This is a genomic window from Methylobacterium segetis, assembly GCF_004348265.1.
Lineage (GTDB): Bacteria > Pseudomonadota > Alphaproteobacteria > Rhizobiales > Beijerinckiaceae > Methylobacterium > Methylobacterium segetis.
The window spans coordinates 1-24,691 of sequence record NZ_SMNT01000037.1 but is presented as its reverse complement, the minus strand read 5'-3'; the positions used below and the strand labels follow the sequence as shown (position 1 = coordinate 24,691).

The 24,691-nt window shown below is 74.0% G+C and carries 23 protein-coding genes; 14 read left to right on the top strand and 9 right to left on the bottom strand.

Annotation, left to right across the window (positions count from 1 at the left end; genetic code table 11):
- The first annotated feature begins 45 nt into the window (after positions 1 to 45).
- On the top strand, positions 46 to 1,095 hold the full coding sequence (locus E1J50_RS11605; RefSeq protein ID WP_132253693.1) for an HpcH/HpaI aldolase/citrate lyase family protein: 1,050 nt from the start codon (positions 46 to 48) through the stop codon (positions 1,093 to 1,095).
- A 64-nt stretch (positions 1,096 to 1,159) separates the two neighbouring features.
- A complete protein-coding gene (gene hspQ / locus E1J50_RS11600) occupies positions 1,160 to 1,498 on the top strand; it encodes a heat shock protein HspQ (protein WP_132253691.1) in 339 nt (112 codons plus the stop codon).
- A 103-nt stretch (positions 1,499 to 1,601) separates the two neighbouring features.
- Here hspQ and E1J50_RS11595 read toward each other — a convergent pair whose 3' ends face one another.
- Complete coding sequence (locus E1J50_RS11595) at positions 1,602 to 2,384, bottom strand: invasion associated locus B family protein (RefSeq protein WP_132253689.1); 783 nt, start codon at positions 2,382 to 2,384, stop codon at positions 1,602 to 1,604.
- Positions 2,385 to 2,925: 541 nt separating this feature from the next.
- On the opposite strand from E1J50_RS11595, the gene E1J50_RS11590 reads away from it, so the two are divergent.
- The gene (locus E1J50_RS11590) at positions 2,926 to 4,149 is read left to right on the top strand and encodes an AMP-binding protein (protein ID WP_132253686.1); all 1,224 of its coding nucleotides are present in this window, start codon (positions 2,926 to 2,928) and stop codon (positions 4,147 to 4,149) included.
- A gap of 6 nt (positions 4,150 to 4,155) precedes the next feature.
- On the opposite strand, the gene E1J50_RS11585 is transcribed toward E1J50_RS11590, so the two are convergent.
- Genes E1J50_RS11585 through argJ form a run of 3 tightly spaced genes read right to left on the bottom strand, consistent with a single transcriptional unit; the run spans position 4,156 to position 6,556 of the window.
- Positions 4,156 to 4,578: a (deoxy)nucleoside triphosphate pyrophosphohydrolase gene (locus E1J50_RS11585; RefSeq protein WP_132253684.1), complete on the bottom strand. Its 423-nt coding sequence runs from the start codon at positions 4,576 to 4,578 to the stop codon at positions 4,156 to 4,158.
- Positions 4,575 to 5,309 (bottom strand): SIMPL domain-containing protein, encoded by a 735-nt coding sequence (locus E1J50_RS11580; RefSeq protein WP_132253682.1) that lies wholly within the window; start codon positions 5,307 to 5,309, stop codon positions 4,575 to 4,577. The genes E1J50_RS11585 and E1J50_RS11580 overlap by 4 nt, the downstream gene beginning before the upstream one ends.
- Positions 5,306 to 6,556, bottom strand: coding sequence for a bifunctional glutamate N-acetyltransferase/amino-acid acetyltransferase ArgJ (argJ, locus tag E1J50_RS11575; protein WP_132253680.1), 1,251 nt, complete (start codon positions 6,554 to 6,556; stop codon positions 5,306 to 5,308). Before argJ ends, E1J50_RS11580 begins: the two co-directional genes overlap by 4 nt.
- A gap of 234 nt (positions 6,557 to 6,790) precedes the next feature.
- Here argJ and E1J50_RS11570 point away from each other — a divergent pair, with 234 nt between their 5' ends.
- Positions 6,791 to 7,201, top strand: a complete 411-nt coding sequence (locus tag E1J50_RS11570; RefSeq protein ID WP_132253678.1) for a response regulator — start codon at positions 6,791 to 6,793, stop codon at positions 7,199 to 7,201.
- A 10-nt stretch (positions 7,202 to 7,211) separates the two neighbouring features.
- Here the strand turns inward: E1J50_RS11570 and E1J50_RS11565 are convergent, their stop codons facing one another.
- Positions 7,212 to 7,727, bottom strand: coding sequence for a PRC-barrel domain-containing protein (locus E1J50_RS11565; RefSeq protein ID WP_132253676.1), 516 nt, complete (start codon positions 7,725 to 7,727; stop codon positions 7,212 to 7,214).
- Between the two features lie 134 nt (positions 7,728 to 7,861).
- On the opposite strand from E1J50_RS11565, the gene E1J50_RS11560 reads away from it, so the two are divergent.
- The gene (locus tag E1J50_RS11560; RefSeq protein ID WP_132253674.1) at positions 7,862 to 8,428 is read left to right on the top strand and encodes a glutathione peroxidase; all 567 of its coding nucleotides are present in this window, start codon (positions 7,862 to 7,864) and stop codon (positions 8,426 to 8,428) included.
- Between the two features lie 99 nt (positions 8,429 to 8,527).
- Here E1J50_RS11560 and E1J50_RS11555 read toward each other — a convergent pair whose 3' ends face one another.
- A complete protein-coding gene (locus tag E1J50_RS11555) occupies positions 8,528 to 8,773 on the bottom strand; it encodes a hypothetical protein (RefSeq protein WP_132253672.1) in 246 nt (81 codons plus the stop codon).
- An 87-nt stretch (positions 8,774 to 8,860) separates the two neighbouring features.
- Here E1J50_RS11555 and E1J50_RS11550 point away from each other — a divergent pair, with 87 nt between their 5' ends.
- From E1J50_RS11550 to E1J50_RS11535, 4 genes are all read left to right on the top strand, one after another.
- Positions 8,861 to 9,088, top strand: a complete 228-nt coding sequence (locus tag E1J50_RS11550; RefSeq protein ID WP_132253670.1) for a hypothetical protein — start codon at positions 8,861 to 8,863, stop codon at positions 9,086 to 9,088.
- 83 nt (positions 9,089 to 9,171) lie between these two features.
- Positions 9,172 to 9,411 (top strand): DUF2188 domain-containing protein, encoded by a 240-nt coding sequence (locus E1J50_RS11545; protein WP_132253668.1) that lies wholly within the window; start codon positions 9,172 to 9,174, stop codon positions 9,409 to 9,411.
- A gap of 47 nt (positions 9,412 to 9,458) precedes the next feature.
- Positions 9,459 to 10,928, top strand: coding sequence for a DUF6880 family protein (locus E1J50_RS11540; RefSeq protein ID WP_132253666.1), 1,470 nt, complete (start codon positions 9,459 to 9,461; stop codon positions 10,926 to 10,928).
- A 122-nt stretch (positions 10,929 to 11,050) separates the two neighbouring features.
- A complete protein-coding gene (locus tag E1J50_RS11535) occupies positions 11,051 to 11,593 on the top strand; it encodes a DUF4142 domain-containing protein (RefSeq protein ID WP_132253664.1) in 543 nt (180 codons plus the stop codon).
- A 15-nt stretch (positions 11,594 to 11,608) separates the two neighbouring features.
- On the opposite strand, the gene E1J50_RS11530 is transcribed toward E1J50_RS11535, so the two are convergent.
- The gene (locus E1J50_RS11530; RefSeq protein ID WP_132253662.1) at positions 11,609 to 12,871 is read right to left on the bottom strand and encodes a DNA topoisomerase IB; all 1,263 of its coding nucleotides are present in this window, start codon (positions 12,869 to 12,871) and stop codon (positions 11,609 to 11,611) included.
- Between the two features lie 120 nt (positions 12,872 to 12,991).
- Here E1J50_RS11530 and E1J50_RS11525 point away from each other — a divergent pair, with 120 nt between their 5' ends.
- From E1J50_RS11525 to E1J50_RS11510, 4 genes are all read left to right on the top strand, one after another.
- Positions 12,992 to 13,621, top strand: coding sequence for a glycosyltransferase family protein (locus tag E1J50_RS11525; protein ID WP_132253660.1), 630 nt, complete (start codon positions 12,992 to 12,994; stop codon positions 13,619 to 13,621).
- Complete coding sequence (locus E1J50_RS11520; protein ID WP_132253658.1) at positions 13,618 to 14,289, top strand: class I SAM-dependent methyltransferase; 672 nt, start codon at positions 13,618 to 13,620, stop codon at positions 14,287 to 14,289. Before E1J50_RS11525 ends, E1J50_RS11520 begins: the two co-directional genes overlap by 4 nt.
- Before the next feature lie 146 nt (positions 14,290 to 14,435).
- On the top strand, positions 14,436 to 14,690 hold the full coding sequence (locus tag E1J50_RS11515) for a hypothetical protein (RefSeq protein WP_132253656.1): 255 nt from the start codon (positions 14,436 to 14,438) through the stop codon (positions 14,688 to 14,690).
- A 376-nt stretch (positions 14,691 to 15,066) separates the two neighbouring features.
- Complete coding sequence (locus E1J50_RS11510) at positions 15,067 to 15,639, top strand: NAD(P)H-dependent oxidoreductase (protein ID WP_405029708.1); 573 nt, start codon at positions 15,067 to 15,069, stop codon at positions 15,637 to 15,639.
- Positions 15,640 to 15,670: 31 nt separating this feature from the next.
- Here the strand turns inward: E1J50_RS11510 and pbpC are convergent, their stop codons facing one another.
- Positions 15,671 to 17,899 carry a penicillin-binding protein 1C gene (gene pbpC / locus E1J50_RS11505; RefSeq protein ID WP_132253654.1) on the bottom strand — a complete coding sequence of 743 codons (2,229 nt, stop codon included), beginning with the start codon at positions 17,897 to 17,899 and terminating at the stop codon, positions 15,671 to 15,673.
- Positions 17,896 to 23,253: an alpha-2-macroglobulin family protein gene (locus E1J50_RS11500; RefSeq protein ID WP_132253652.1), complete on the bottom strand. Its 5,358-nt coding sequence runs from the start codon at positions 23,251 to 23,253 to the stop codon at positions 17,896 to 17,898. Before E1J50_RS11500 ends, pbpC begins: the two co-directional genes overlap by 4 nt.
- Before the next feature lie 268 nt (positions 23,254 to 23,521).
- On the opposite strand from E1J50_RS11500, the gene E1J50_RS27250 reads away from it, so the two are divergent.
- Positions 23,522 to 24,691: serine protease (locus tag E1J50_RS27250; RefSeq protein ID WP_165937838.1), on the top strand; the 1,170-nt coding region annotated here is incomplete at its 3' end.

Sequence of the window (24,691 nt, the reverse complement as noted above, 5' to 3'; positions counted from 1 at the left end):
CGCTTGCACTACGCGGGAGCGAATCGAACCGACCGAGGACCGACCATGAAACTGCCGCGCCGCTTCTTCCAGCCGCTCGCCACCGGAGCTCCCGCCCCCTTCCGCGATCTGCCGGTCCGGCTCGAGCGGATGATCCACTTCGTGCCGCCCCACAACGACAAGGTCCGCGCCCGCGTGCCGGAGCTCGCCAAGACCGTCGACGTGGTGCTCGGCAACCTCGAGGATGCGGTCCCGGCCGACCAGAAGGAAGCCGCCCGCAAGGGTTTCGTGGCGATGGCCCGCGACACCGACTTCGCGGCCTCCGGGACCGGCCTGTGGACCCGCATCAACGCCCTCAACTCGCCCTGGATTCTCGACGACCTGTTCGAGATCGTGGCGGAGGTCGGCGACAAGCTCGACGTCGTGATGGTGCCCAAGGTCGAGGGTCCCTGGGACATCCACTACATCGACCAGCTCCTCGCCCAGCTCGAGGCGCGCCACGGGGTCGGCAAGCCCATCCTCGTCCACGCCATCCTGGAGACCGCGGAGGGCGTCGCCAACGTCGACGCCATCGCCAGCGCCTCGCCCCGCATGCACGGCATGAGCCTCGGGCCGGCCGATCTCGCCGCCTCCCGCGGCATGAAGACCACCCGGGTCGGCGGCGGCCACCCGGATTACCGCGTCATCGCCGATCCCGCGGGCGACGCGCCCCGCGCCTCCGCCCAGCAGGACCTCTGGCACTACACCATCGCGCGGATGGTCGATGCCTGCATGGCCAACGGCATCAAGGCCTTCTACGGCCCCTTCGGCGACTTCTCGGATTCCGCGGCCTGCGAGGTCCAGTTCCGCAACGCCTTCCTGATGGGCTGCGCCGGCGCCTGGACGCTGCACCCGAGCCAGGTGGCGCTGGCCAAGACCGTCTTCGCTCCCGATCCGGAGGAGGTCGCCTTCGCCGTGCGCATCGTCGAGGCGATGCCGGACGGGACGGGCGCCGTGATGCTCGACGGCAAGATGCAGGACGACGCCACCTGGAAGCAGGCCAAGGTCATCGTCGACCTCGCCAAGCTTGTGGCGCAGAAGGATCCGGAACTCGCGAAAGTCTACAAACTTTCCTGATCACCCACGAACCCGCCCGGCCGGCGCACTGACAGGCGCCCGGCCGGGACCTATCTTGACGACCATGACCGCTCTCAGGATGAGAAACGCGAAATTCGGCCTCGGCGACGTCGTTCGCCACCGCATCTACCCCTTCCGGGGCATCGTGTTCGACGTGGATCCGGTGTTCGACAACACCGAGGACTGGTGGCTCGCGATCCCCGAGGACGTGCGGCCGCGCAAGGACCAGCCCTTCTACCACCTGCTCGCGGAGAATGCGGAGTCGGAGTACGTCGCCTACGTCTCCGAGCAGAACCTCGTTCCGGACACCTCGGGCGAGGCCCTGCGCCATGCCGGCATCGCCGACGTCTTCGAGCAGGATTCGAGCGGCGCCTACCGCGTCCGCGACCGCCACCCGAACTGAGCCGGGGCCGCCCGGCGGCCCAGCCCCTCCCGACATGCGAAGAGGCCGGGCATCGCTGCCCGGCCTCCCGCGTTCCGAGAAAACCTGATGCGTCCGGCCGGGCTTACGGCTTCGGGGCGGCGGTGGCGGCCGCGCCGCCCTTCTCCGCCTCGAGCTTCTTGCGCATGTCGTCGCTGCGCTTCTCGAGCTCGGACTGGAGCTTCTTCTGCTGCTCCTCCAGCACCTTCGGGTCCATGGCCGGGCCGTCGAAGGCCTTGCCGAAGCCCGCGAGCGGGACCGCGAAGGTGACCTCGCGCTGGGTCTGGTTCTGGACCGAGACGTTGAGGGTGGTGCCCTTCTTCATCGCGGCGACGACGCCGGCATCGAGCTGGGGCGCCTCGGCGAAGCAGCCGTTCGGGAAGCAGACCGCGAAGCGGCCGGCGGTGGGCTGCTGGCCGTCGACGGTGAAGCGGATGCCCGGCTGCAGGAGCAGGCCGAGGGGCAGCAGGTAGCGCACCACCCGCACCTCCTGCTTCGTCTGGGCGTTCTTCATGTCGTAGACGGCGACCGCCAGCACGGGCTGGCCCTGGTCGGAGACGAAATCGCGGGTCGTGTAGCAGACGTCGGTGCCCGAGCCCTGGTCCTTGCCGCAGACCTTGGTCCAGTCGGCCTGGCTCGGCTCGGACTTCACGTTGATGATCTGCGGGCCGGTCTGCTGCTGGGCCGCCGGGGTCTGCGGCGCCTGGGTGGGCGCGGCCGGGGCAGGGGCGGCGGGGGCCGGGGCGGCCGGAGCCGGCTTGCCCTTCGGCTGCGCCTGGGCGAGGGCCGGACCGGCGACGAGGCTGCCGGCGAGCGCGAGGAACGCGGCTTTGCGCGTGAGGCGCGCCTGGCTGTTGGCGAAGAACATCAGCTCTGACCCCTTGGAGTGCGTCGTGTAGAACCGGATCGGGACGACCGGGAACCGTATCGCGTTCGAGCCGCGCGCCGGAGGCCTCGCCCGGGGCGCGCCGTCGACCGGCACGCCGGCCCGGGCGGCGCCGTGCGGGCGCGGGTGCCTCGCGGCTCCGCTCGAACGACAGGGCGGCCTGCTTTCCTCCGGAATACGGCGAAGACATGACACCGCAGCCATTCCGGTATCCGGCGACGGCGCGGATGCATAGGGCAAACGGCCGCCCCGAGCCACCCCTCGAGGGCGGCCCTCCGCCCGCCTCGCTCCCCTCCCGATGAGAAATTAGGGATCGGTTAACCTTAAAGTCCCATCAACGAGGCCATCTCACGCGATCCATCGCTGGCTTCAGGGAAGTGGGGCGCAGGTGTCGGCGCAGGCTGCTGTCTTACCGAGGGCCTCCGATCTTCAGGGCCCGCCCGGATGGGCGGCCCTCGCCGTCCCGCGCGCGCCGGCCTCCGCCCCCGAATCGCCGGCCGATCCACGTTCCGACCCGGCCGAGGTGCCCCTGCGGCGGACGGGCCTCTGCGCCCTGCTCGCGGCCACCGGGCGGCGCCACCCCGCCCGCGTCGCCCTGCTCGACGCGGCGGACAAGGCGGCCTGGAGCGGCCGGCCGGCCATGACCTGGACCTACGGCGCGGCGGCCGAGATCGTCTCGCGCCTCGCCTGCGGCCTGCGCGCGTGGCCGCTTCCCCCCGGCAGCCGCATCGGGCTGGCGCTTCCCGGCAGCACCGAGGGCCTCGTCGCCCATCTCGCGGTGGAGGCGGCGGGCCACGTGCCATGCCTCCTGCCCGCGACATGGGACGAGGATCAGCTCGCCGCCGGCATCGAGGCGGCGGCCCTCAGCGCCGTCCTCACGCAGACCCGGCTCGGGGAGTCGCGGCCGGCCGAGCGCCTGTGCCGGGCGGCGGCGCGCTATTTCGGCCTGCGCTACCTCGCCGCCTTCGGCCCCGACGTTCCGGACGGCGTGATCAACCTCGACGAGATGGTCCTCGACCGGCGCGCCGGGCCCGTCGCCGCCGATACCGGGGGGGGCCTGATCAGCTTCGCGAACGGCGACCCCGCCCGCCCCGTCCACCGGCCGGGGGATGCCCTGCTCGCTGCCGTCGCCGTGCATCTCGTCGCGACCCGGGTCGGGCCGGGCGAGCGCATCCTCAGCCTCGTTCCGCCGGGAGACCTGCGCGGCGTCGTCACCGGCCTCGGCGCAGCGCTCGTCGCAGGCGCCAGCCTGGAGACTCTGCCGGTCTTCGACGGGGCGGCGCTCGCCGCAGCCCTCCTGCGCCCCGTGCCCACGCATCTCGTCGTGCCGGCCTTCCTCGAGCCCGCGCTCGCGCAGGGCGCGCTTCCCCCCACCCTGCGGACGATCGGCTTCGCCCATCGCGCACCCACGCGCCTCACCGGCCGCAACCCGCGCCTCGCCTTCGCGAAGGGCCGCGTCGCCGTCACCGACGTGCTCGCCGTGGACGAGGATTTCGTGATCACCGGCGCCCGCGGCCTCGACGACCTCGCCTTCGGCCTCGCCGAGCCCGCGCATCTGGGATGCCCCGAGAGCCTCCTCGCCCTGCGCCTCGAGGCGGACGGGCGCCTCGCCTGCCGCGGGCAGGCCGCCAAGGCCGCCCCCGTCCGCCGCGGCGAGGAGACAGGCCTCGACGGGACCGCGTGGCGCCCCACCCGCTTCCGCCCCACCCTGTTCGCGGGCACGGCGACCGGGCTCACGGACGCCTGAGGCGCCCTAAGGCCCCAGCAGGTCGATCAGGAACGGGATCAGCGGCGCGTCGGCCGGCGGCATCGGCATGTCGCGCAGCGCCCGCGGGCGCACCCAGCGCAGGGCCTGCCCTTCGAGGGCCCGGGGCGCGCCCTCCCAGCGGCGGCAGACGTAGAGCGGCATCAGGAGGTGGAAATCCGGGTAGGCGTGGCTCGCGAAGGTGAGCGGTGCGAGGCACGGCTCCTCGACCGCGATGCCGAGTTCCTCCGCCAGTTCCCGGATCAGCGTCGCCTCGGGCCGCTCGCCGGGCTCGACCTTGCCGCCGGGGAATTCCCACAGCCCCGCGAGCTGCTTGCCGGGCGGGCGCTGGGCGAGGAGCACCCGCCCGTCGGCGTCGACGAGCGCGACGGCGACGACGAGGAGGAGGCGGAGCGGCGCGGGCCCGCTCACGGCAGGATCGCGAAGGTGGCGGCCACCTCGGCACTCGCCTCGATCGTGCCGGCGACGAGGGGCACGGCGACGCCGCCGCGGCCCTTCGCGCGCATCGGCGCGGGCGCGGCCATCAGGATCGGCGGGGGGACGCTCGCGCGGGGCGGCGCCTGGATCGAGACCACGCGGCCGAGCTTCACCCCGGCGGCCTCGGCGAGCCGCGCGGCCTGGGCGCCCGCATCCTTCATCGCGGCGACCCGCACGGCGGCCTCGGCCGCCTCCGGGTCCTTGAGGCCGAAGCCGACGCCGTCGATGCGGTTGGCCCCCGCCTCCAGCGCGCGGCGCATCAGGTCGCCGAGGCGGCCCATCTCGGCGAGGCGCAGGCGCACCTGGTTGGCGGCGCGATAGCCGTCCGCCTTCTCGGTGACGGTGCCGTCGGGCTGGCGGATCGTGCGGGTGACGGGCTGGAGCGTGACCGCGGTGGTGCCGATGTCGCTCTCGGGCACGCCGAACTCGGCGGCGAGCGCCACGATGCGGCGCGCGGCCTCGCTGGTGCCGTCGAGGGCCGCGGCCGGCGTCGCGCCCCGGGCCTCGACGCCGATCTCGACGCTCGCGAAATCGGGCGCCGTCTCGGTGCGCGCCCGGCCGATCACGCTGATCAGCCCGTCGCCGGGGCCGCCCTCCTCCGCGCGGAGAGGCGCCGCGAGCCCGAGCGCGGCGAGGCCGAGGGCCGCGAGGGGAAGCGCCCTCACGAGCGGTAATCCCCGTTGATCTCGATGTAGCCCTTGGTGAGGTCGCAGGTCCAGACGCGGGCCCGGCCCTGCCCGAGGCCGAGATCGACCCGGATCGTGACGGCGGCCTCGCGCATCACGGCGCTCGCCGCAGCCTCGCTGTAAGCGGGGTCCCGGGCGCCCGAGACTGCCACCCGCACGTCGCCGAACCAGATCGCGAGGCGGTCCCGGTCGGCGGGCTCGCCCGCCTTGCCGACCGCCATGACGACCCGGCCCCAATTCGCGTCCTCGCCCGCCACCGCCGTCTTGACCAGCGGCGAATTGGCGATGGAGAGCGCGATGCGGCGCGCCGAAGCGTCGCTCTCGGCCCCCTCGACGGCGACGGTGACGAACTTGCGCGCGCCTTCCCCGTCCTTCGCGACGAGCTGGGCGAGCTCGATCAGGAGGTCGTCGAGGGCCGCGCGGAACTCGGCGAGGCGCGGGTCGGCGGCATCCCCGATCGCCGCGTTGCCGGCGCGGGCGGTGGCGAACAGCAGCAGGGTGTCGGAGGTCGAGGTGTCGCCGTCCACGGTGACGCAGTTGAAGCTCCTGTCCGCCCCCTCGGTCAGCAGCGCCTGCAGCACGGGCTGGGGCAGGCTCGCATCCGTGAACACGAAGGAGAGCATCGTCGCCATGTCGGGCGCGATCATGCCGGCGCCCTTGGCGATGCCGTTGAGCGTCACCCGCGTGCCCGCGATCTCGGCCGTGCGGGTCGCGAGCTTCGGGAAGGTGTCGGTCGTCATGATGGCGCGGGCGGCCGCGTCCCAGGCGCCGGGGCCGTCCTCGGCGCGGGCCGCGCAATCGGCGAGCACGCCCTCGAACTTCGTCGCGTCGAGGGGTTCGCCGATCACGCCCGTCGAGGCGATGAAGATCGCGTCCTCGGGGCAGCCCGCGGCCGCGGCCGCGATCCGGGCCGTGAGCGCGACGGCCTCGCGGCCCTTCGAGCCGGTGAAGGCGTTGGCATTGCCCGAATTGACGACGAGGGCCCGGGCCGATTCGCCGCGCAGGGCTTCGCGGCACCAATCCACCGGCGCCGAGGGGCATTTCGAGCGCGTGAAGACGCCCGCCGCCCGGGTGCCGGGTTCCAGGCCGACATAGAGCACGTCGGTGCGCCCCGAATAGCGGATGCCGGCCTGCGCGGTGGCGAGCCGCACGCCCGGAACCGGCGGCAGCGCGGGCACCGATTCGGGGGCGAGCGGCGATACGGGCGGCGACTTGGCGGACGACATCGATCTCGCAGGCTCCTTCGGAGGGGCGCGGCCGTGTTGCCCGCCCGCCCCGCCTGCGTCAACCGCATGCCGGCCATGCTTCCCTGCCCGAAAGGCAGGCACTCCGTTCAGGCTTGCGGCGCAAATGCGGCGGGGGTCTTGTGCCGGCACGCGCCCTCGGACTAGCATGCTGCGATGCAACGCGAACACGACGTCGAGGGCGCGATGGCTCGTCCTGAAATCGGATCCGCTGCCATGAGCGCCGTCGCCCGGACCGATGCCAGGGCGAGCGTCTACGGGGTTCAGGTTCTCATAGCCGGACGCCAGAAGCAGTGGCGCGAGGAGATCGCGGGGCAGGTCCGGCGAGCCGGCTACAGCGCCACGGCCTGCGATTGCGGGATCGACGCGCTCACCGTCCTCGCCCTCGGGCTCCCCGTCGACGTCCTCGTCGCCGACGTCTCGCTGGAGGGTGAACTCTGCTGCGCACGACTGGCGCTCGAGGCGCGGGCGCTCCGCCCCGGCCTGCGCATCGTGCTGGCGAGCGAGGTCGCGAACAGCGATCCCGCGGCGGCCGAGCTGATGCCGGACGCCCTCCTCGTCGCCCGCCACCTGCGCGACGGCGCGGTGGCGAGCACGGTCCGCGAGGCGCTCGCGAACAGGGCCTGACGGGCCGCCCCTACTTCTTCGCCTCGTCCTTCTTCTGCTGGCCGAGATAGACGTATTCCGGCGCGGCGCGCAGCTGGTCCTTGTCGGTGTTGATCGTCGCCTTGAGCTTGTCGCCGTCGGTGCGCACGAGGCGCAGCGCGCTCGGGTCCACGGCGACGTACTTCGTGCCGATCCCGAGGAAGCCGCCGACGCCGACGATCCAGGACTTCACCTTCGAGCCCTCGTCGAGCACCACGTCGGCGATCTCGCCGATCGTCTCGTTGGCCGCGTTCTGGATCGTCAGCCCGACGACCTTCGAGGCCACCATGTCCGTCGGCGCCTGAGCGACGAAGGTCGGACGGAGATCCCCCGTCAGCGTCGCGGGCTGGCCCGGCGCCGGCTCGACGGGTTTGCCCGGCGCCTGCTCGGCGGGCTTGGCGACCTCCGGCTTCGGGGCGGGGGCCGGCTGGCCCGCATCCGGCGCCTGGGCGAGGGCGAGCGAGGCGCCCGTCATGAGAAGGGCCGTGGCGGCGAGCAGGCTGCGCATGGGACGATGTCTCTTCCGGTGATCGATTGTGCACCCGCACAAGCGATCCCCCGCCGGAAGGTTCCCCCTGGCGGTGGACGGGACGCGGGCGCCAACTAGATTGTGCGCAGGAGAACGCCTGCCGGGAGTGCGCCATGACCCTGTTGCGCCGCCAAGCCCTCGTCCTGATCGGTGCCGCGCTCGCCGGCCCCCGTGCCGCCACGGCCGCGGAGCGGAGCGGCGCGAAGGCCGGCGCCTTCGCCTTCGACAGGGCGGAGGGCGGCTCGCTGGCGCTCAGCGAATTTGCCGGCAAGCCGATCCTCGTCGTCAATCCGGCCACGGCCTGCGGCTTCGCCGGCCAGCTCGCGGGGCTTCAGACCCTCTGGACGCGCTTCCAGGACCGGGGCCTCGCCGTGATCGGCGTGCCCTCGCCCGATTTCGGCAACCAGGAGCCCCTGGACGGGGTGGCGATCGTCGAGGCGGCGCGCAAGAACCACGGCGTCACCTTCCCGCTGACCGCCAAGACCCGGGTGCGGATGCCGAACGCCCACCCGTTCTATCAATGGGCGGCGGCCGAGAAGCCGGGCGAGACGCCTCGCTGGAACTTCCACAAGTACCTCGTCGCGCGCGACGGCACCCTGGCCGCGGCCTTCGGCACGCAGGTCGATCCGACCGACCCGCGCCTCGTCAGCGCGATCGCGGGCGCCCTCGACAAAGAGTGACGCCTCAGCGCGTCACCGCGATCAGGCCGATCACCAGGCCGGCGGCGAGCAGGATGAGATGCACGCCCCCGCCCTGCGCGAGCCAGCCCATCCAATCCGTCATCGGCCGATCCGCCCGGGCGGCGACAGCCGCTCGCGCCCGGCGCGGCGGGGGCGGTGGACGCGCGGCGCGGGGCGCTCCATGAGGACGGGGGGCTGCGCCGAGGGATAGTTCGAGGCGAAGGGGTTCGTCGGCACGCCCGAGGCGGGCAGGCCGACGCCGCTGCCGGGAAATCCCGGCCCCCTCTGCGCGGCGGCCGGGCCGGCGAGCGCGACGAGGGCGATGAGGGCGGCGCGGATCGGCATGGCGGGTTCCCGGATGCGGGGCTCGTCGTCCCCCGCGCGCCGGCAGATAGTGCGGGACGCAGGTGGGGCGAGGAGAGGATCGGAGAGATGGAGCCACATCGTTTCGAGCAGGACGGAGAGACCTTCGAGGCGCGTTTCGAGCGCGCCGACACGGGCTGGCTCGCGCATATCCGCGCGCTCGGCGACGGGAGCGTCCGGACGATCGCCTTCCCGGACGGGGCGGGCTACGCGGAGGACGACCTGCGCGGCTCGCTGATCGCGGGCTGCGAGGCAGCTCTCACGCAGCTCCGCGCCGCCGCACCGACCCGTCATTGAAGGCCGAGGGCAGACGGCCGAGGAACCGCGCCCCGGCTCCGCGGGTTCGCGCACCAGCGAACCGAAACCGTGGAGGAGCGTCCATGAGCGAGATCACCTACCGGATCGTCGAGCACGACGGCGGCTTCGCCTACAAGGTCGGGGACGTGTTCTCCGAGACCTTCCGCAGCCGCGAGGAAGCCCTGCAGGCCGCCCAGCGCGCCGCGGCCGAGCAGCAGATTCCGGGCTCGACCGAGGGGATCCGCTATCAGGACGGTCAGGGGGCGTGGCACGACGAGACCTCGGACGGTCACGACCGGCCCATCGCGCGGGTGGTCGAGTAGCGGGCTCCGTCCGGCGTGAGCCCGGCCGCGGGGGATCGGCGGGAAGGATGGCACGCAAGCCCTCAACGGCCGAGGCCGCGCCAGCGCGCGAGGAGGCGCCCAGGCGCAAGGGCGCGCGCCGCACCACGCCCTCCCCCGAGACGCTGTCCGCGCTGCGGCCGGACCGGCTGATCGCGCTCATCCTCGGCGAGACCGAGCGCAACCCGGCCTTCAAGAAGATCGTCAGCGCGGCACTCGCCGCCCTGCAGGGGCCCGAGGCGGTGGCTGCCATCGTCGACCGCCGCCTCTCGGCGCTGGAGGGCGCGCGCGGCTTCATCGACTGGCAGCGCCGCCGCGCCTTCACGGCGGACCTCAACGCCACCGTCTCGGTGATCCTCAGCGAGCTGCGCCCCCTCGACCCGGTCGCCGCCCTCGACCGGCTGGTGCGCTTCCTCCACGGCGCCTCGGGCGTGCTCGCCCGGGTGGACGACAGCCTCGGCATCACCGAAGGGGTCTACGAGCGGGCCGCGGAGGCGGCGGTCGAGATCGCGGGCGCGCTGCCCGAGGCCGAGGCCGGGCGTTTCGCGGGCCGGATCCTGCCGCTCGTCGCGGACGAGCCGGACGGCCCCCTTGCGATGCTCGTCCTCGACCTGGTTCCCCGCTTGCCGGAGGGCGCCTTGCCCGGTCTCGACGCGGATCTGGCGCAGGCGCTGGCCGCGGTGCCGGATGCGCCGGGCGACTGGCGCGCCACCCGGGCACGCGGACGCCTGCTGCGGGCGCGCCAGGACATCGCCGACCGGCGGGGCGACGTCGACGCCTTCATCGCCCTCGAACGGGCGGTCGCGGGCGAGGCGCCGGATACCGGCGCGGTCGCCGAGCGCCTCTTCGCCGCCGGGCGCCTCGACGAGGCCCTGGACTGGGTGCGCCGGCCCCGGCAGGGGACCGGGACGATCCTGACCCGCGAGGCGCTCATCACCGGCCGCGTCGACACAGAGACGCCGGCCCGGGCGCGGGCCGCCCTCGAGATCGGCATCCTCGACGCGCTCGGGCGCGCAGGCGAGGCGCAGGATCTGCGCTGGCAGCGCTTCTGCGACAGCCTCGACGCGGTGATGCTGCGCGACTACCTCGCCAAGCTTCCGGATTTCGAGGATGACGAGGCCCTGCGCGCGGCCTTCGACCGGGCGATGGCCTTTCCGCAGCCCTACCGGGCGCTGACCTTCCTCATCAACTGGCCGGATCTGGAGCGGGCCGGGCGCCTCGTCCTCGACCGGGCGAAGACCTGGGAGGGCGAGCGCTACGAGGTTCTGGCCCCGGCGGCCGAGGCGCTGGAGCAGGCCCGGCCGGAGGCCGCCGCCCTCCTCTATCGCCGCCTCATCGACGACATCCTGGAGCGGGGCCGGAGCCAGGCCTACGCGCACGCCGCGCGCTACCTCGCGCAGCTCGATGCGATCGATCCCGGCGCGAGCGGCTACCGCGACACCCTGCGCCGCGAGCACGGGCGCAAGCACGGTTTCTGGACCCTCGTCGGCGGCCGCTGAGGCGGCTCCCGGTTCCGCGCCTGGGAAGAGGGTGCGGCGGGTCCGCAGGGCAGCGCCCGCGGACGGAACTCCGGGGCAGGGCAAGCCTTTTCCCATTCATGCAATTCATGAGGGAAATAAACATGCAGAAGCATCTTCTAATTGCGGTCTGTTGCGCCGCCTTCGCCCTTCCCGCCAGCCTGCCGGCCGACGCCCAGTCCCTGAGCGAGAAGAGCGGCCTCAACGCCCTGGTCGGCGCGGCGCCCTCCACCGCCGACTTCGTGAAGGAGGCCGCGATCAGCGACATGTTCGAGATCCAGTCGAGCCAGCTCGCCACCGAGCGCGGCGACGACGCGACCAAGACCTACGCCAAGCAGATGATCGACGAGCATCAGAAGACCACTGCCGAGCTGAAGGGCTTCGTGCAGGGCGGCAAGGTGCAGGCCACGCTGCCGACGGAGCTCGACAGCACGCACCAGAGCAAGCTCGACAAGCTGAAGGGCCTGCAGGGGAACGACTTCAACAAGCAGTACCACAGCGACCAGGTGAAGGCGCACAAGGACGCGGTGGACCTGTTCGGGCGCTACGCCAAGAGCGGCGACAACGCCGACCTGAAGGCTTGGGCGGGCAAGACCCAGCCGCACCTCGACCACCATCTCAAGATGGCGCAGGACCTCGACAAGTAGCGCGGGGTGCCTCGATCAGGGGCTCGCGGGGGCCTGCGCCCCCGCACCCGACCGGCGCGGGCCGGAGGCCCGCTTCGCCACCGAGCCGGCCCGAGACTTGGATGCCCCCTTGGCCCGAGTCTTGGCTGAAGTCGTGGCTGAAGCCTTGGCCGGCCGCCGGGCGCGCGCGCGGCTCTTGCCCGCCCCCTCCTTCGGCGCTTCCTGCACCGCTTCGAGCCGGCTGCGCAGGAGGCTCAGCACCGCCGCCTCCTCGGGCTTCAACCGGTTGAGGTCCTCGCACAATTCGGTCTCGACGGCGTCCTGAACCTGGAGGAGCAGGCCGCCCTCGAGATACCCGTCGAGGATCTGGGGGTGGATGTAGCACTTGCGGCAGATGGTCGGCGTGTTGCCGAGGCGGGCGGCCACCGACTCGATCGCCGTCCGGACGTTCTTCTTGGCTTTCGCCTCGCTGTCGAAGGCTTCGAATTCCTTCAGGGCGAGCGCCGCCAGCACCGTGCCGGCCCAGGTGCGGAAATCCTTGGCGGTGATGTCCTGCCCGGTGATCTCGCGCAGGTACGCGTTGACGTCCGCCGAGGTGACGTCGCGCTGCTCGCCGGCCTCGTCGATGTACTGGAACAGCTCCTGGCCCGGCAGGTCCTGGCAGGCCTTGACGATGCGGGCGACGCGCCGGTCCTTCACCGACAGGTTCCAGCTCTTGCCGCTCTTGCCCTTGAAGCGGAAGGTGAGATCCGAGCCCTCGACGCGCACGTGCGGATCGCGCAGCGTCGTCAGGCCGTAGCTCTTGTTGGCGCGGGCGTAATCGTCGTTGCCGATCCGGATCAGCGTGCTCTCCAGGAGATGCACGACCGTGGCCAGCACCTTCTCGCGGGAGAGGCCGGGGCGGCGCATGTCCTGGTCGATCCGCGCCCGGATGCCCGGCAGCGCGTCGGCGAAGGCCATGATGTGGCTGAACTTGCTCGATTCCCGCGCCTCGCGGAAATCGGGATGGTAGCGGTACTGCTTGCGGCCCTTCGCATCGCGCCCCGTCGCCTGGATGTGGCCGTTCGCGCGCGGGCAGATCCAGACATCGGTGTAGGCGGGCGGGATCGCGAGCGCGCGGATGCGGGCGAGGGTCTTCGCGTCGCGCACCAGCTGGCCCTTCGCGTCGAGATAGCGGAAGCCCGTGCCGCTCTTCTTCCGGCTCAGCCCCGGCATGCCGTCGTCGACGTAGCGCAGGCCCGCCTCGGCGGCGGCCTCCCGCGGATCGGCGACCGCTCTCTCATCCCGCTCCGAGGCCATGGAACGCGCCCTCCCTGGTGGTTGAGCGACAACCGGGCAGCGGGCCGCCCTGTTCCGGCCCCGGCGATCGGCCGCACAGGGCTCGGCCCATGGCGCGCGCGGCCGTGCTAAGCCAGCACCATGACCGACCCGATTCCGAACGTCGAAGCCGCGCCCGTGCCGATGCGGCGCCTCGTCCTCGTGGCGCCGGACGACCGGCTCTTCGCCGAGCGCTACCGGGCGCTCTGCGGCATCGGCGCGGAGGCGGGCCTGTCCGTCTTCGTGGTGATGCGGGCCGGCCCGCATCAGCCGGCGATCGAGGAGACGGGCGCGCGCGTCCTCGCCCTCGGGGAGGAGGGCTCGGGCCTCAACCCGATGACGGCGGGCTATGCCGCCGGACAGCTCGCCGCGACGCTGAAGGGGCTGAAGGCCGACATCCTCCACGCGATCGGCCCGCGTGGCATTCTCGTCGGTGGCACGGCGGCGGCCATGGCGGGGGTCGGAGCCCGGATCTACACGCCCGCGGGCTTCGGGGCGCTGGGGCGCCGGGACGGCGCGGCCGGGCGCCTGGCCCGGGCCGGCTTCGGCCGCCTGATGCGGGGGCCGCTCGCCACGGGCCGGACCCGGTTCCTCCTGGAGGATCCGGAGGAGGCGCGCACGCTCGGCCTCGACCCCCTCGACACGGGCGTGACCCTGCTGGCGGGCGGCGTTGCCGGGGCGGAATCCGCCGCCGCGATCGGCCGGCTCTACGCGGCGCTGCTGAGCCCATGAACGCCGCGCTCCTGCCGGAGGAGGCCCTCGCCTTCATCCGGGCCGAGACGCGCCTGCGGCCGGTGCCGCACGCCCCCGAGATCCGCCTCCACGTCGCCGACGAGGCCACCGTCCTCTGGCAGCGGACCGAGGAGGAACTCGCCGAGATCGGCCTGCCGCCGCCCTTCTGGGCCTTCGCCTGGGCGGGCGGGCAGGCGCTCGCCCGCTACATCCTCGACCATCCGGAGATCGCCGCCGGGCGGCAGGTGCTCGATTTCGCCTCGGGCTCGGGCCTCGTGGCGATCGCGGCGGCGCGGGCCGGGGCCGCGCACGTGACCGCGACCGACCTCGACCCCTTCGCGATCCCGGCGATCGGCCTCAACGCGGCGGCGAACGGCGTCGCCGACCGGATCACCGCGGTCGCGGCCGACCTCGTCGGCACCCAGCCGGGCGCGAGTCTCGTTCTCGCGGCCGACATCTTCTACGAGCGCGACGTCGCGGCCCGCGTCGGTGCGTGGCTCGCCGAACTCGACGCGGGCGGGGCCACGGTTCTGGTCGGCGATCCCGGCCGCTCCTACCTGCCGCGGGAGCGGCTGGAGGTGCTCGCCACCTACGAGGTGCCGGTGACGCGGGCGCTGGAGGACGCCGAGATCAAGCGCTCCAGCGTCTGGCGCTTTCGTCGGCGCTAGCCGCCCCAAATCCTGCGCAGTCTATAATCCCTCCTGGCGCGTGCGCATCGTCACGCGTGGTCCGGGAATTGCTCCCTATATCAATCGCAAGCCTGGTCACTCGAATACAGGTAGAACAAAGAACAGTATTTCACGGAAAGGATGTCATGAAAAATACGTTGGCCACCCTGTTGACCGCCGCCGCCCTGGGTCTCGCCGCCACGTCGGCGCACGCCTTCACCGACGACGCCGACCGGGCGCCCGCCCCTCATTTCGACGTCGAGACCACCGGCTCCGTCGGCGTGCATGACGGCCCCTTCTACGAGAGCTGCCCGCGGAGCTCGGCCTCGGAGGGCAATGCCAACCAGCAGACCCGGCCCGTGAAGCAGTACGGGCAGACCTCGGGCGGCTACCGCTGCTGATCGAGAAGGAGAGAACCGGATGCTGAAGGCGTTCAACTACTTGATGATCGGGGTCTTCGCCTGCGGCCTCGTCGCCACCGTGGTCGGCTCGGCGAACGTGCTCCTGGCGCCTTAGCCGCTCTGCCCGCGGATCGGGCCGCCCCGTCCGGGACCGGGACGGATTGGGAGACAACGGGATCCGGGGCCGCCGCACGCGGCGGCCCTTGTCCATGTGTACGGGGGGCCGACATCCCTATCTGGGACATTCCGTCCCGGTCCGCCCCTTGCAATCCGGGCGTTAGGTTCCCGTATGAACCTCACGGCCCGGCTCTCGCGCGGGCCCGCCCGCGCCCCGACCCGGCCGGGACGGCGAACCGAAGACCGGAGACGAAGCCCCGTGTCCCTGCCCCGCGTCGTCGCCTTCTCCGCGAGCTCCAACCGGCCCTCGCGCACCCGCGGCCTCGTGGAGGCGGTGGCCGCGGAGCTCGGCCGGCACCGCCGGATCGACCTGCGGATCTACGACCTTCTCGATGCCGGTCCGGGCATCGGCGTGACGACGCGCGAGGCCCTGCCGCTCCCGGCCGCCCGCATCGTCGAGGCGATCGAGGGGGCGGACGCGCTCATCGTCGGGACGCCGGTCTACAAGGGCTCGTATTCGGGCCTGTTCAAGCACATGCTCGACTTCGTGGAGCCCGAGCACATGGTCGGCAAGCCGGTGGTGCTCACGGCGACGGGCGGGGGCCTGCGCCACGCGCTCATCGTGGAGCATTCCCTGCGCCCGCTGTTCGGCTTCTTCGCCGCCCACATCGCGCCGACCTCGGTCTATGCGGGCGGGGCGGAGATGGAGGATTGCGCCGTGGCCGATGCCGGCGTCGCCGAGCGCGTCGCGGCCGCCGGGCGCGAACTCGCCCTCCTGATCGAGGCCGCCGCCCTCGGCCCGAAGCTGCCGCGGGCCGCGCCGGCGGCCTGAGGCCGGCCTCCAACCGAGCGAGCGGATCACCTCACTCGATCCGCACCACCACGCTGTCGCTGCCGCCGGCCGCGTCCATCACCGAGATCCGGGCAAAGCCCGCCCCTTCCGGCCGCCACTCGGACTGGCGGCGCGCCCCGGACGTCACCGGCAGGCTGTCCACGAGCCAGGTCAGGGGCGGCACGCCGCCGAGCGCCTTGAGGGCGAGGGCCGCCGGGCTGCCCGCCTCGGACAGGCCGAGATCGATCCGGGCACCGTCCGGCGGGTAGGCGATCTTGAGGGGCGCGCTGAGCGTCGCGGCGAGGGTCTTCGGCCCGTCGCGCCGGATGTGGCGCAGCGGCGGCGGCAGGCCGGCGCTCGTGGTGACGAGCGCCTCGCGGGGCTGGGCCAGCGGCTCCGGCTCGCCGCCGTAGCGAGAGAACGCGTCGAACAGGATGGGCGCCGCCACGAGCCGCCCGACGAGGCCCGCCACCGCCGCCCCGTCCGGCCGCCCGACCCAGACCGCGATCGTGACCCGCCGGTCGAACCCGGCCGCCCAGGCGTCGCGATAGCCGTAGGAGGTGCCGGTCTTGTAGGCGATGCGGTTCGGCAGGGCGTTCTCGGGGGGAGCCGCGCCCCGCAGGATGTCGGCCACGTACCAGGCGGCGACCGGATCGGCGACCGGCATGCCCGGGGACGGGCCGCGCGTCTCCCCTGGGTCGAGGCGGCGCACGAGGTCCGGCACGGCGCCCCCGCGCGCGAGCCCCGCATAGAGGCGGGCGAGGTCCGTCAGCGTGATGCCGAGGCCGCCGAGCGCCACCGGGAGCCCCGGCGCCGCATCCCGCGGCAGGGCGATTCCGGCGCCCGCCGCCCGCAGCCGGGCGACGAAGCGGGCGGGCCCGAGCGCCTCCGTCAGCTCCACCGCCGGCACGTTGAGGGAGAGCTGGAGCGCCCGGCGCGCCGTCACCGTGCCCTGGAAGGTGAGGTCGAAATTCTCGGGCGCGTAGGTGGCGGCGAAGCGCGAGGGGCGGTCGTCGAGGAGCGTCTCGGGGTGCGCGAGCCCGTTCTCGAAGGCGAGCGCGTAGATGAAGGGCTTCAGGGCCGAGCCCGGCGAGCGGATCGCCGCCGTCATGTCGATGGCGCCGCGCCGGGACGCGTCGAGATAGCCCGCGCTGCCCACATGCGCGAGGACGGCGCCCGTGCGGTTGTCGATCGCGAGGATCGCGGCCGAGAGGTCCGGCCCGGCGGAGGCCGCCCGCTCGGCCGCCAGCGCCTCCAGGCTCGCCTGCAACCGCCCGTCGAGGGAGAGCCGCAGCACCCGCGTCCCGGGCTCGGCCGCCACCGCCGCCTCGGCCGCGTGCGCGGCGAGCATCGGGAAGGGCCGGCGGCCCGTCGGCACGGGCTCCGCCTTGGCGGCCTCGGCCTCCGCCTGCGTGATGAGTCCGCGCCGGCCCGCGATGTCGAGCACCCGGTCGCGGGCGCGGCGCGCGGCCTCCGGCGCGCGGTCGGGCCGGCGCGCCTCGGGGGATTGCGGCAGCGCCACGAGGAGCGCGGCCTCGGCGAAGGAGAGGCGGGCGGGCTCGCGCCCGAAATAGGCGAGGCTCGCCGCCCGCAGGCCCTCGACGGCCCCGCCATAGGGGGCGAGCGCGAGGTAGAGGTCGAGCACGCCGGCCTTGCCGAGCCGCCGCTCCAGCTCGACGGCGCGCACCATCTGGCGGAGCTTCTGCACGAGGGAGCGCTCGGTACGCGGCTCGACGAGGCGGGCCACCTGCATCGACAGGGTGGAGCCGCCCGACACGATGCGCCCGTGCGTGAGCCACTGAGCCGCCGCCCGGAGGATCGCGGCAGGGTCGATGCCCGGATGGCTCGCGAACCGCCGGTCCTCGTATTCGGTCAGCATGGCGAGCATGCGCGGGTCGACGCCCCCGGCCGAGAGCGGCAGCCGCCAGCGCCCGTCCGCGGTGGCGAAGGGGCGCAGGAGCCGCCCGTCCCGGTCGAGCACGATCGTGGAGCGCGCGGCCGCCTGCGTCAGGTCGAGGGGCGGCAGGGCGGCGGCGTAGCGCCAGAGGGCGAGGGCGGCCCCGAGGGGCAGGAGGAGGGCGAGGGCGAGGGCGATCCGCCTCGCGGTGCGCCGGCCGCGGCGCGGGTCCCCTCTCGTTCCGAGAGGGGCAGGGTGAGGGGGGCAGGTCGTTCCGGAGAGGTCGCATCCCTCGCCCGGTCCGCCCGCGGCGGACTCGACCTCTCCCGGACGGGAGAGGTGGGCGCCGCCCGCCCCGCTCATTTCGCCGCCCCGACCTCGATCGTGCCGAACCCGGTGCGGCCGTAGCGCTCGGGGCGGTACATGTCCTCGATCGTCGCGCCTGGATGCACGTAGGTGCCGGGCGAGACCGCCCGCACCGTGTAGGCCGCCGTGAAGAAGGCGGATTGGCTCGGGCTGCGCTCGTAGGCCGCCACGAAGCGGTCGTCGCGGAACTCGGTGTGAACCGGCTGCACTTCGCTCTTGGCGAAGGCGAGGCCGGAGAGCGCGTCCGCGTCGAGGAGCTTCGGGTTGTCGATCTCGAGGCCGGCCGGCAGCCGGTCGACGAGGAGGAGGCGGCCGGCGCTCGCCTGCGCCTCGGTCACCTTCAGCACCACCACGAGCCGGTCGTTCTGGCGCAGGCCCTGGCCCGGGTCGACGGCCGTCCCGTCGAGGCGGTGATAGGTCCGCTCGATCGTGTAGCCCTGCGCGGCCGCGGGCTCGGGGCTCACCGGGTTGCCCGAGACGCCGACCGAGACCTGCACGGGCGCGCGGCCCTCGTTGCGCAGCATCACGGGCTTCGCGTCGAGGGCGGCCTGCCGGAAGGTCCGGGCGAGGGCGCCGGGCTCGACCGCCCCGTCGACCGAGACGGAGAGCGCCTCCGATTCCTTGGTGAGGCCCGCGGCCGCGAGCACCATCCAGGCATTCTCCTGCGTGCTGGTGAGCCGCCCGCTCGCCCGCTCCTCGGCGAGCACGGCGCCGACGGGCTGAAGCGCCTCCCGCGTCAGGCCGGATTCGGCCGCGAGCGCCAGGAGGCCCGCCCCGTCGCGCAGGCGCGAGCCGTAATCGGCCCGGTAGGTCTTCGCATCGCGCTCGGCCTTGAGCGAGGTGAGCGCCGAGTCGAACGCCCTGCCCGCCCGCCCGCGGTCTCCGAGGAGCGCGAGGGCCGCCGCGATCTGGCCGCGCCCGAGCGGCGTCGAGAAGTCGCCGATCTTGGTGTCGGCGAGGTAGCGCAGATCCCCCATCACCGGGCGGCCGTTGCGGGCGAGCACGTAGGCCGCGTAGGCGATGTCCATGCCGCCCTCGCGCACCTCGGTGGTGTTGGCCACCGCGTTGCGCAGCCGGTCGAGGGCGGCGTTGAAGGCCGTCTGCGGCACGGCGAAGCCGCGCTCGCGGGCGCGGGTCAGGAAGTCGGTGACGTAGGCGTTGAGCCAGACGTCGCTCATGCCGCCCACCGACCACAGGCCGAAATCGCCGCTCGAATCCTGGCGCGAGAGGACGCGCTCGATCGCCTCGCGGACGCGCTGGTCCGCCTTGTCGTCGAGGGCGAGCCGGTCCATCGCCGCGAGGCGGTTGACGTAGAGGAGCGGCATCGCCCGGCTGACGACCTGCTCGGAGCAGCCGTACGGATAGCGGTCGAGGGCCTGGAGCAGGGCCGGCACGTCGAGGCCCGGCAGCACCGAGGCGGAGACCGAGACCGTGCCGGTGCCGGGCAGGATGTCGGCCAGGAGCGCCCCGTCGATCTGGAGACCCGCGCCGGGTGCCAGCGGGCGCAGCTCCCGCCGCACCAGGGCGCCGGTGCCCGGCGAGATGCCGAGCGCGAAGCTCTGGCCGATCCCGGCCTCCAGCCCCGGGCCCGACAGGGTGACGTCGAGCCGGGCGAGGCCGGGCCCGGCGGCGGTGAGCGGGATCGCCACCTCGGCCTTGGCGCCGGGCTCGAGCCGCACCGTCCGGCGCAGGGCCTCCGCCCCGACGAGGACGGGGCCGGCGAGGTCGAGATCGACCGTGTAGGCGCCGCCCGCTCCCTCGACGTTGTCGAGGGCGAGGAAGATGCGCGAGCGGTCGCCGACGTTGAGGAAGCGCGGCAGGGTGCCCGACACCACGACGGGGTCGCGGATGATGACGTCGGCCTGCGCCTGGCCCACGCGGCTGCCGCTCCAGGCGCTCACCATGACCCGGCCGGTGCCGTTGAAGGCGGGCAGCGGGAAGGTCACCTGCGCGGTGCCGTCCGCCCCCACCGTCACGAGGCCCGAATAGAGGGCGAGCGGGGCCTGGGTCGGGGGCGCTTCGGAGAGGCTCGCGCCGCCATCGCCCCCCGAGCGGATGGCGCCGAGCGTCCCCTGCATGCCGTCGATCAGGTATCCGTAGAGGTCGCGGATCTCGGGGCCGAGCGCCTTCTGGCCGAAGAAGTGGTTGAACGGGTTCGGCGCCTCGTAGCGGGTGAGGTTGAGGATGCCGACATCGACGAGGGCCACCGTGACCCGCGCCTCCTCGCCGGGCGCGAGGTTGCCGACCCGGACCGGAAGGGTGAGGTCGCGCCGCGGGCGGGTCTTCTCGGGCGCCGCGACCGAGACGGCGAGGTCGCGCGTGTCCCGGTCGATCGCGAACCAGGCGAGGCCGAGCGCCCGGCCCGGCAGGCGCTTGGCCGCCTGGTCGAGGGGCCGGAACGCGCTCGCCACGAGATAGGCGCCCGCGCCCCATTCGGGCTTAACCGGGATCTCGACCACGGTGCCGCCCTCCGGCACCGCGACGTCGAGGACGTCGTGCACCCGGTCGCCGACGATGGCGAGGCTCGCGCGGCCCCGGAACTTCGGCGCGAGGCGCGCCCGCAGCCGCTCGCCGCCCGCGTAGGAGCCCTTGTCGAGGGTCAGGTCGAGGAGGTCCGGCACGTCCGCGGTCTCGCCGCCGCTCCAGCCGACGCTGAAGGTCACGCTCGCGGTGGCCCCGGGCTCGCCCGGCACGCTCGCCTCCAGCCGGTACTTGCCGAAGGTGGCGGGCGCCACGATCCGGGCCGGCTCGTCGGCCTTGAGGTCGACCCGCCCGTCCGCCACCCGGCGCACGGATTTCACGGGCTCGAAGGACCAGCGCCCCTCCGCCCGGTACCATTGATAGGTCTGCTCCAGCCGCGACAGGGTCCAGGTCACCCCGGGCCGGGCGAGGCGCTGGCCCTCGGGCGTCGCCATCACGAAGTCGAAGCTCGCGGTGCCGCCCTCGGGCAGGTCGCCGGAGAAGCCCTTCCGGATCGCCAGCACGGGGGCATCCGGCAGGATCGGCAGGGTGAGGCTGCGGGAGAGCGCCCGCCCGCCGGGCTCGCCGACCTGCAGGGTGATGCGCGCCTCGAGCGGCCGGGGGGCGGCCGGCGCCTCGATCGGCACCGTGAGCGCCGCCGCGCCCTTCGCGTCCGTGGTGGCGCGTTCACCGATCTCGGCGGTGGCGGCCTCGACGGCCTCGTCGTCGAGGCCGATCGCGTAGCCCTCGAGCCCCTTGATGCCGGAGGTCGCCGCGGCCTGCACCACGACGTTGCCCGAGACCTCGAGCCCCGCGCCCGGCGCCCCGTAGAGGTAGCGGGCGGAGACCGCGATCTCGGCGGGCTCCCCGCGCCGCAGGGCCGGCGCCTTCGGGGTGAGGCTCACCTCCAGGCGCTCGGGCACGTAATCCTCGACGAGGAAGCTCGCCTCGCCGATGGCGGGCGCCTTCGGGTCGGTGTGGGCGGAGACGCGCCACGTCCCGTGCATGGCGCCCGACAGGAGCGGCAGCGGCAGGGCGCGCCCGCCGAGACCCTGGTCCGGGACCTGCGCGCGGCGGTACTCGACGCCGTCCGGCCGCTTGACCACGAGGGTCAGGGGAAGGCCGGCCACCGCCTGCCCCCGCGCGTCCCGCAGGAGGGCCGTGAGCTGCACCGTCTCGCCGGAGCGGTAGACGCCGCGCTCGGGGAAGACGTAGGCGTCGACGGCGCCGGGCGCCGGGCGCCCCTTCACGCCGCGGTCGGTCAGGTCGAAGGCGGTCTGGGCGAGGTCGAGGAAGCCGTAATCGTCGCCGAGCTGCGCCACGACGAGGCCCGGCGCGATGCCGCCCTCCCCGCGGGCGAGGCCCGGATCGAAGGCGGCGTGGCCGGAGGCATCCGTCCGGCGGGTGGCCAGCACCTCGTTGTTGCGGGCGATCAGGCGGATCTCGGCGCCCGAGATGGCCTCGGCGCTCGCGAGCGAGCGGGCGAGGACGTGGACCCCGTCCCGGCCCTTGAAGGCGGTGAGCCCGAGGTCCGAGACGACGAACCATTGCGTCGCCTGCTGCTCGTAGCCGCCCTCCCCCTCCTCCGCGGGCGTCGCGGAGCCGGCGGGGCGGGCCATCATGATGTAGAGGCCGGGTTCGAGCTTGCCGACCGCCTCCAGGACGGGGAAGGCGGTGACGACCTCCTGGTTCGGCTCCGCCTTGGCCGTGTCGAGGCTGCCCTTCCAGACCTGCACGCCCTTCTGGTCGGCGATGGCCCGGGCGGTCGAGCCGTTGAGCTGGCTCAGGAACTCCTCGGTGCGCAGAGCCGGCAGCAGGCCGCGGTCGCCGATGCGCAGCACCTCGACGTCGAGCCTGCCCGCATTGACCGACACGAGCGGCACGCCCGCCTGACCCGTGCGGGGCAGGACGTAATTGCGGCCGGTGAAGCGCACCTGGGGGGCGCGGTCGCGGACGTAGACCTCGTAATCGGCCGATTTCAATAGGGTCTCGCCGACCGAGGAGGGCAGGCCCTCGCGCAGCACGAACGCGTAGCGCTGGCTGTGCTTCAGCCCCTCGACGCAGACCTGCTGGCCCTCCGCCGTCACGGCCGCGTTCGCCGCGCCGGAGACGGCGACGAAGGGCGTGAAGTCGGTCTTCGGGGCGAGCGTCTCCGAGAACTGGAAGCAGACCCGCGGGGCGGCCGCGTCCGAATCGACCTTGTAGTCGAGGATGCGGAAACCGTGCTCGGCCCGGACCTCCTCGTAGGCCTGCCGGACATCCGCGTCGTCGTTGAGGGCGAGGCTCGCCCGGTAGGCTTCGAGCGCCGGGCGCCACTCGGACTGGTTGCCGTAGGCCTCGGCGAGGAAGGCCAGCGCCGCGGCCTCATCGGGCGCGGTCTTCGCCCGCCAATACGCCTGGTAGGCGGCGGCGAGCGCCCGCTCGCGCAGCCGGTAGCGGGCGGCGTAGTCGCCGCCCTTCTGCTCGTCGTTGCCCAGCGCGTCGGCGGCGCGGGCGAAGGCCAGCCAGTTGCGCGCATCCGCGGGCTCGGCGGCCACCGCCGCCGTGAGCGGCGCGAGCGCGCCCTTCGCGTCGTCGGCCTCCAGGCGCGCCTCGCCCTCGGCCCGGGCCTGCGCGGCGGGCTTCAGGCCCTTGCCCGCCTCGCTCCTGAGGGCCGCCTCCAGGCGCACGCCGGAACTGGCGAGCGCCTCGCGCAGGAAGGTCTTCGGGGGGGCGACCTTCGCGGTGCGCGCGGCCGGAGTCGACGGGGCCTGGGCGGCCGGCGCCGATGGGGCCTGCGCGGCGGCGGGCCCCGCGGCCCCGGCCAGGAGGCCTGCGGCCAGCAGACCTTCGGCGAGGAGCGCCGCGGAGAGGCGGCCGATCCGGCGCCCGAGCCTCGAAGAACCCGCCATGATCCGCCTCGCGCGTCGGACACCCGGGCCGGCCTCGACGGGGCCGGCGATTCCTTGAGAGGCGCCGTCGAGGCGCGAGCGTAGCACTTGCGCGGGCGGCCGCAACGGCTGCGAAGGCCGCTCTCTCTTCGAAGAGCGGCGCGACGCGGCCAGGACATCCCCCTGATGAAGTCCGGTGCGGCCGCGGTCGTCGCGATCTCTCGACCGCTTCCCTGGCTTTCGCGGCCTCGCTCTGCCAAGCTCGGCGCGCATCCGGGGGCGGGCTCACATGACGCGGCGGGACGGTATCGGTTCTGGCATCCGGTCCGGCGCGGGCCTGATCGCGGCGCTGCTCGTCCTCGGTCCCGCGGCCGCGCAGGCGCCCCCTCCACCGGCTCGGCCGAAACCGGCCGCCCCGGCTCCCGCCGCGCCGGACCCCGCCTTCGAGGCCGCCAGGGCCGCCTTCGAGGCGCTGCCCGAGACCGAGCGCAAGGGGCTGCAGGACGCCCTCGTCTGGACGGGCGACTATAACAGCGTCGTTACCGGCACGTTCGGGCGCCGAACTTTCGAGGCGCTGGCGAGCTTCCGGACCCGGGCCGGCGCGGGCGCCGAGGATCCCCTCGCGCCGCGCCTGCGCACCGCGATCCTCGCGGGCGGCGAGGCGGCGCGACGGAGCGCCCGCTTCACCGTCAGGCCCGATCCCGCGAGCGGGGCGGTGATGGGGGTGCCGGAGCGGCTGCTGGCGAAGCGCACCGCCATCCCCGGCGGCAGCCGCTGGCAGAGCGCGGACGGGCGGGTGACCCTGGAAAGCCGCTCGTTCGGGACCGGGGAGGCGAGCCTCGACGCCCTCTTCGAGCGGGCCACGAATCCGGGGGCGGACCGGAAGGTCACCTACAAGCTGAAGCGGCCGGACTTCATCGTCGTGACGGGGGAGACGGGGGCGGGAAGGTCCTACATCCGCTACGCCGCGGGCGAGGCCGGCATCCGCGGCTTCACGATCGGCTACGACAAGGCGCTCGCGGGCGAGGTCGACCGGCTCGTGATCGCCATCGCCAACGCCTTCGTGCCCTTCCCGGAGGCGGCATCCCCCACGGCCCAGGCCGTCGCGGCGGCACCGGCCGCTCCGCCGCCATCACAGGCCCGCGAAGCCCCGCCGGCCGCCCCGGCGGCCCCTGTCGCCACCACGAGCCTCGCCACCACGAGTCTCGCCGCCACGGGTCTCGCCGTCGCGCCCGGCCGCGTCCTCACGGCCTCGGCCCCGCTCGAAGGCTGCGTCGCCCCCCGGATCGGCGGGGCACCCGCCCGCATCCTCAGGAGCGATCCGGCCCGCGGCCTCGCACTCCTCGAAGCCGGCGCGCTTCCGGGGCCTGTCCTGCCTCCGGCCCGCCCGGACCCGGCCGGGCCGGACGACGCGCTCGGGGTGATCGGGGCGGGGGCGGGCGGCACCACGCTGGCGCCC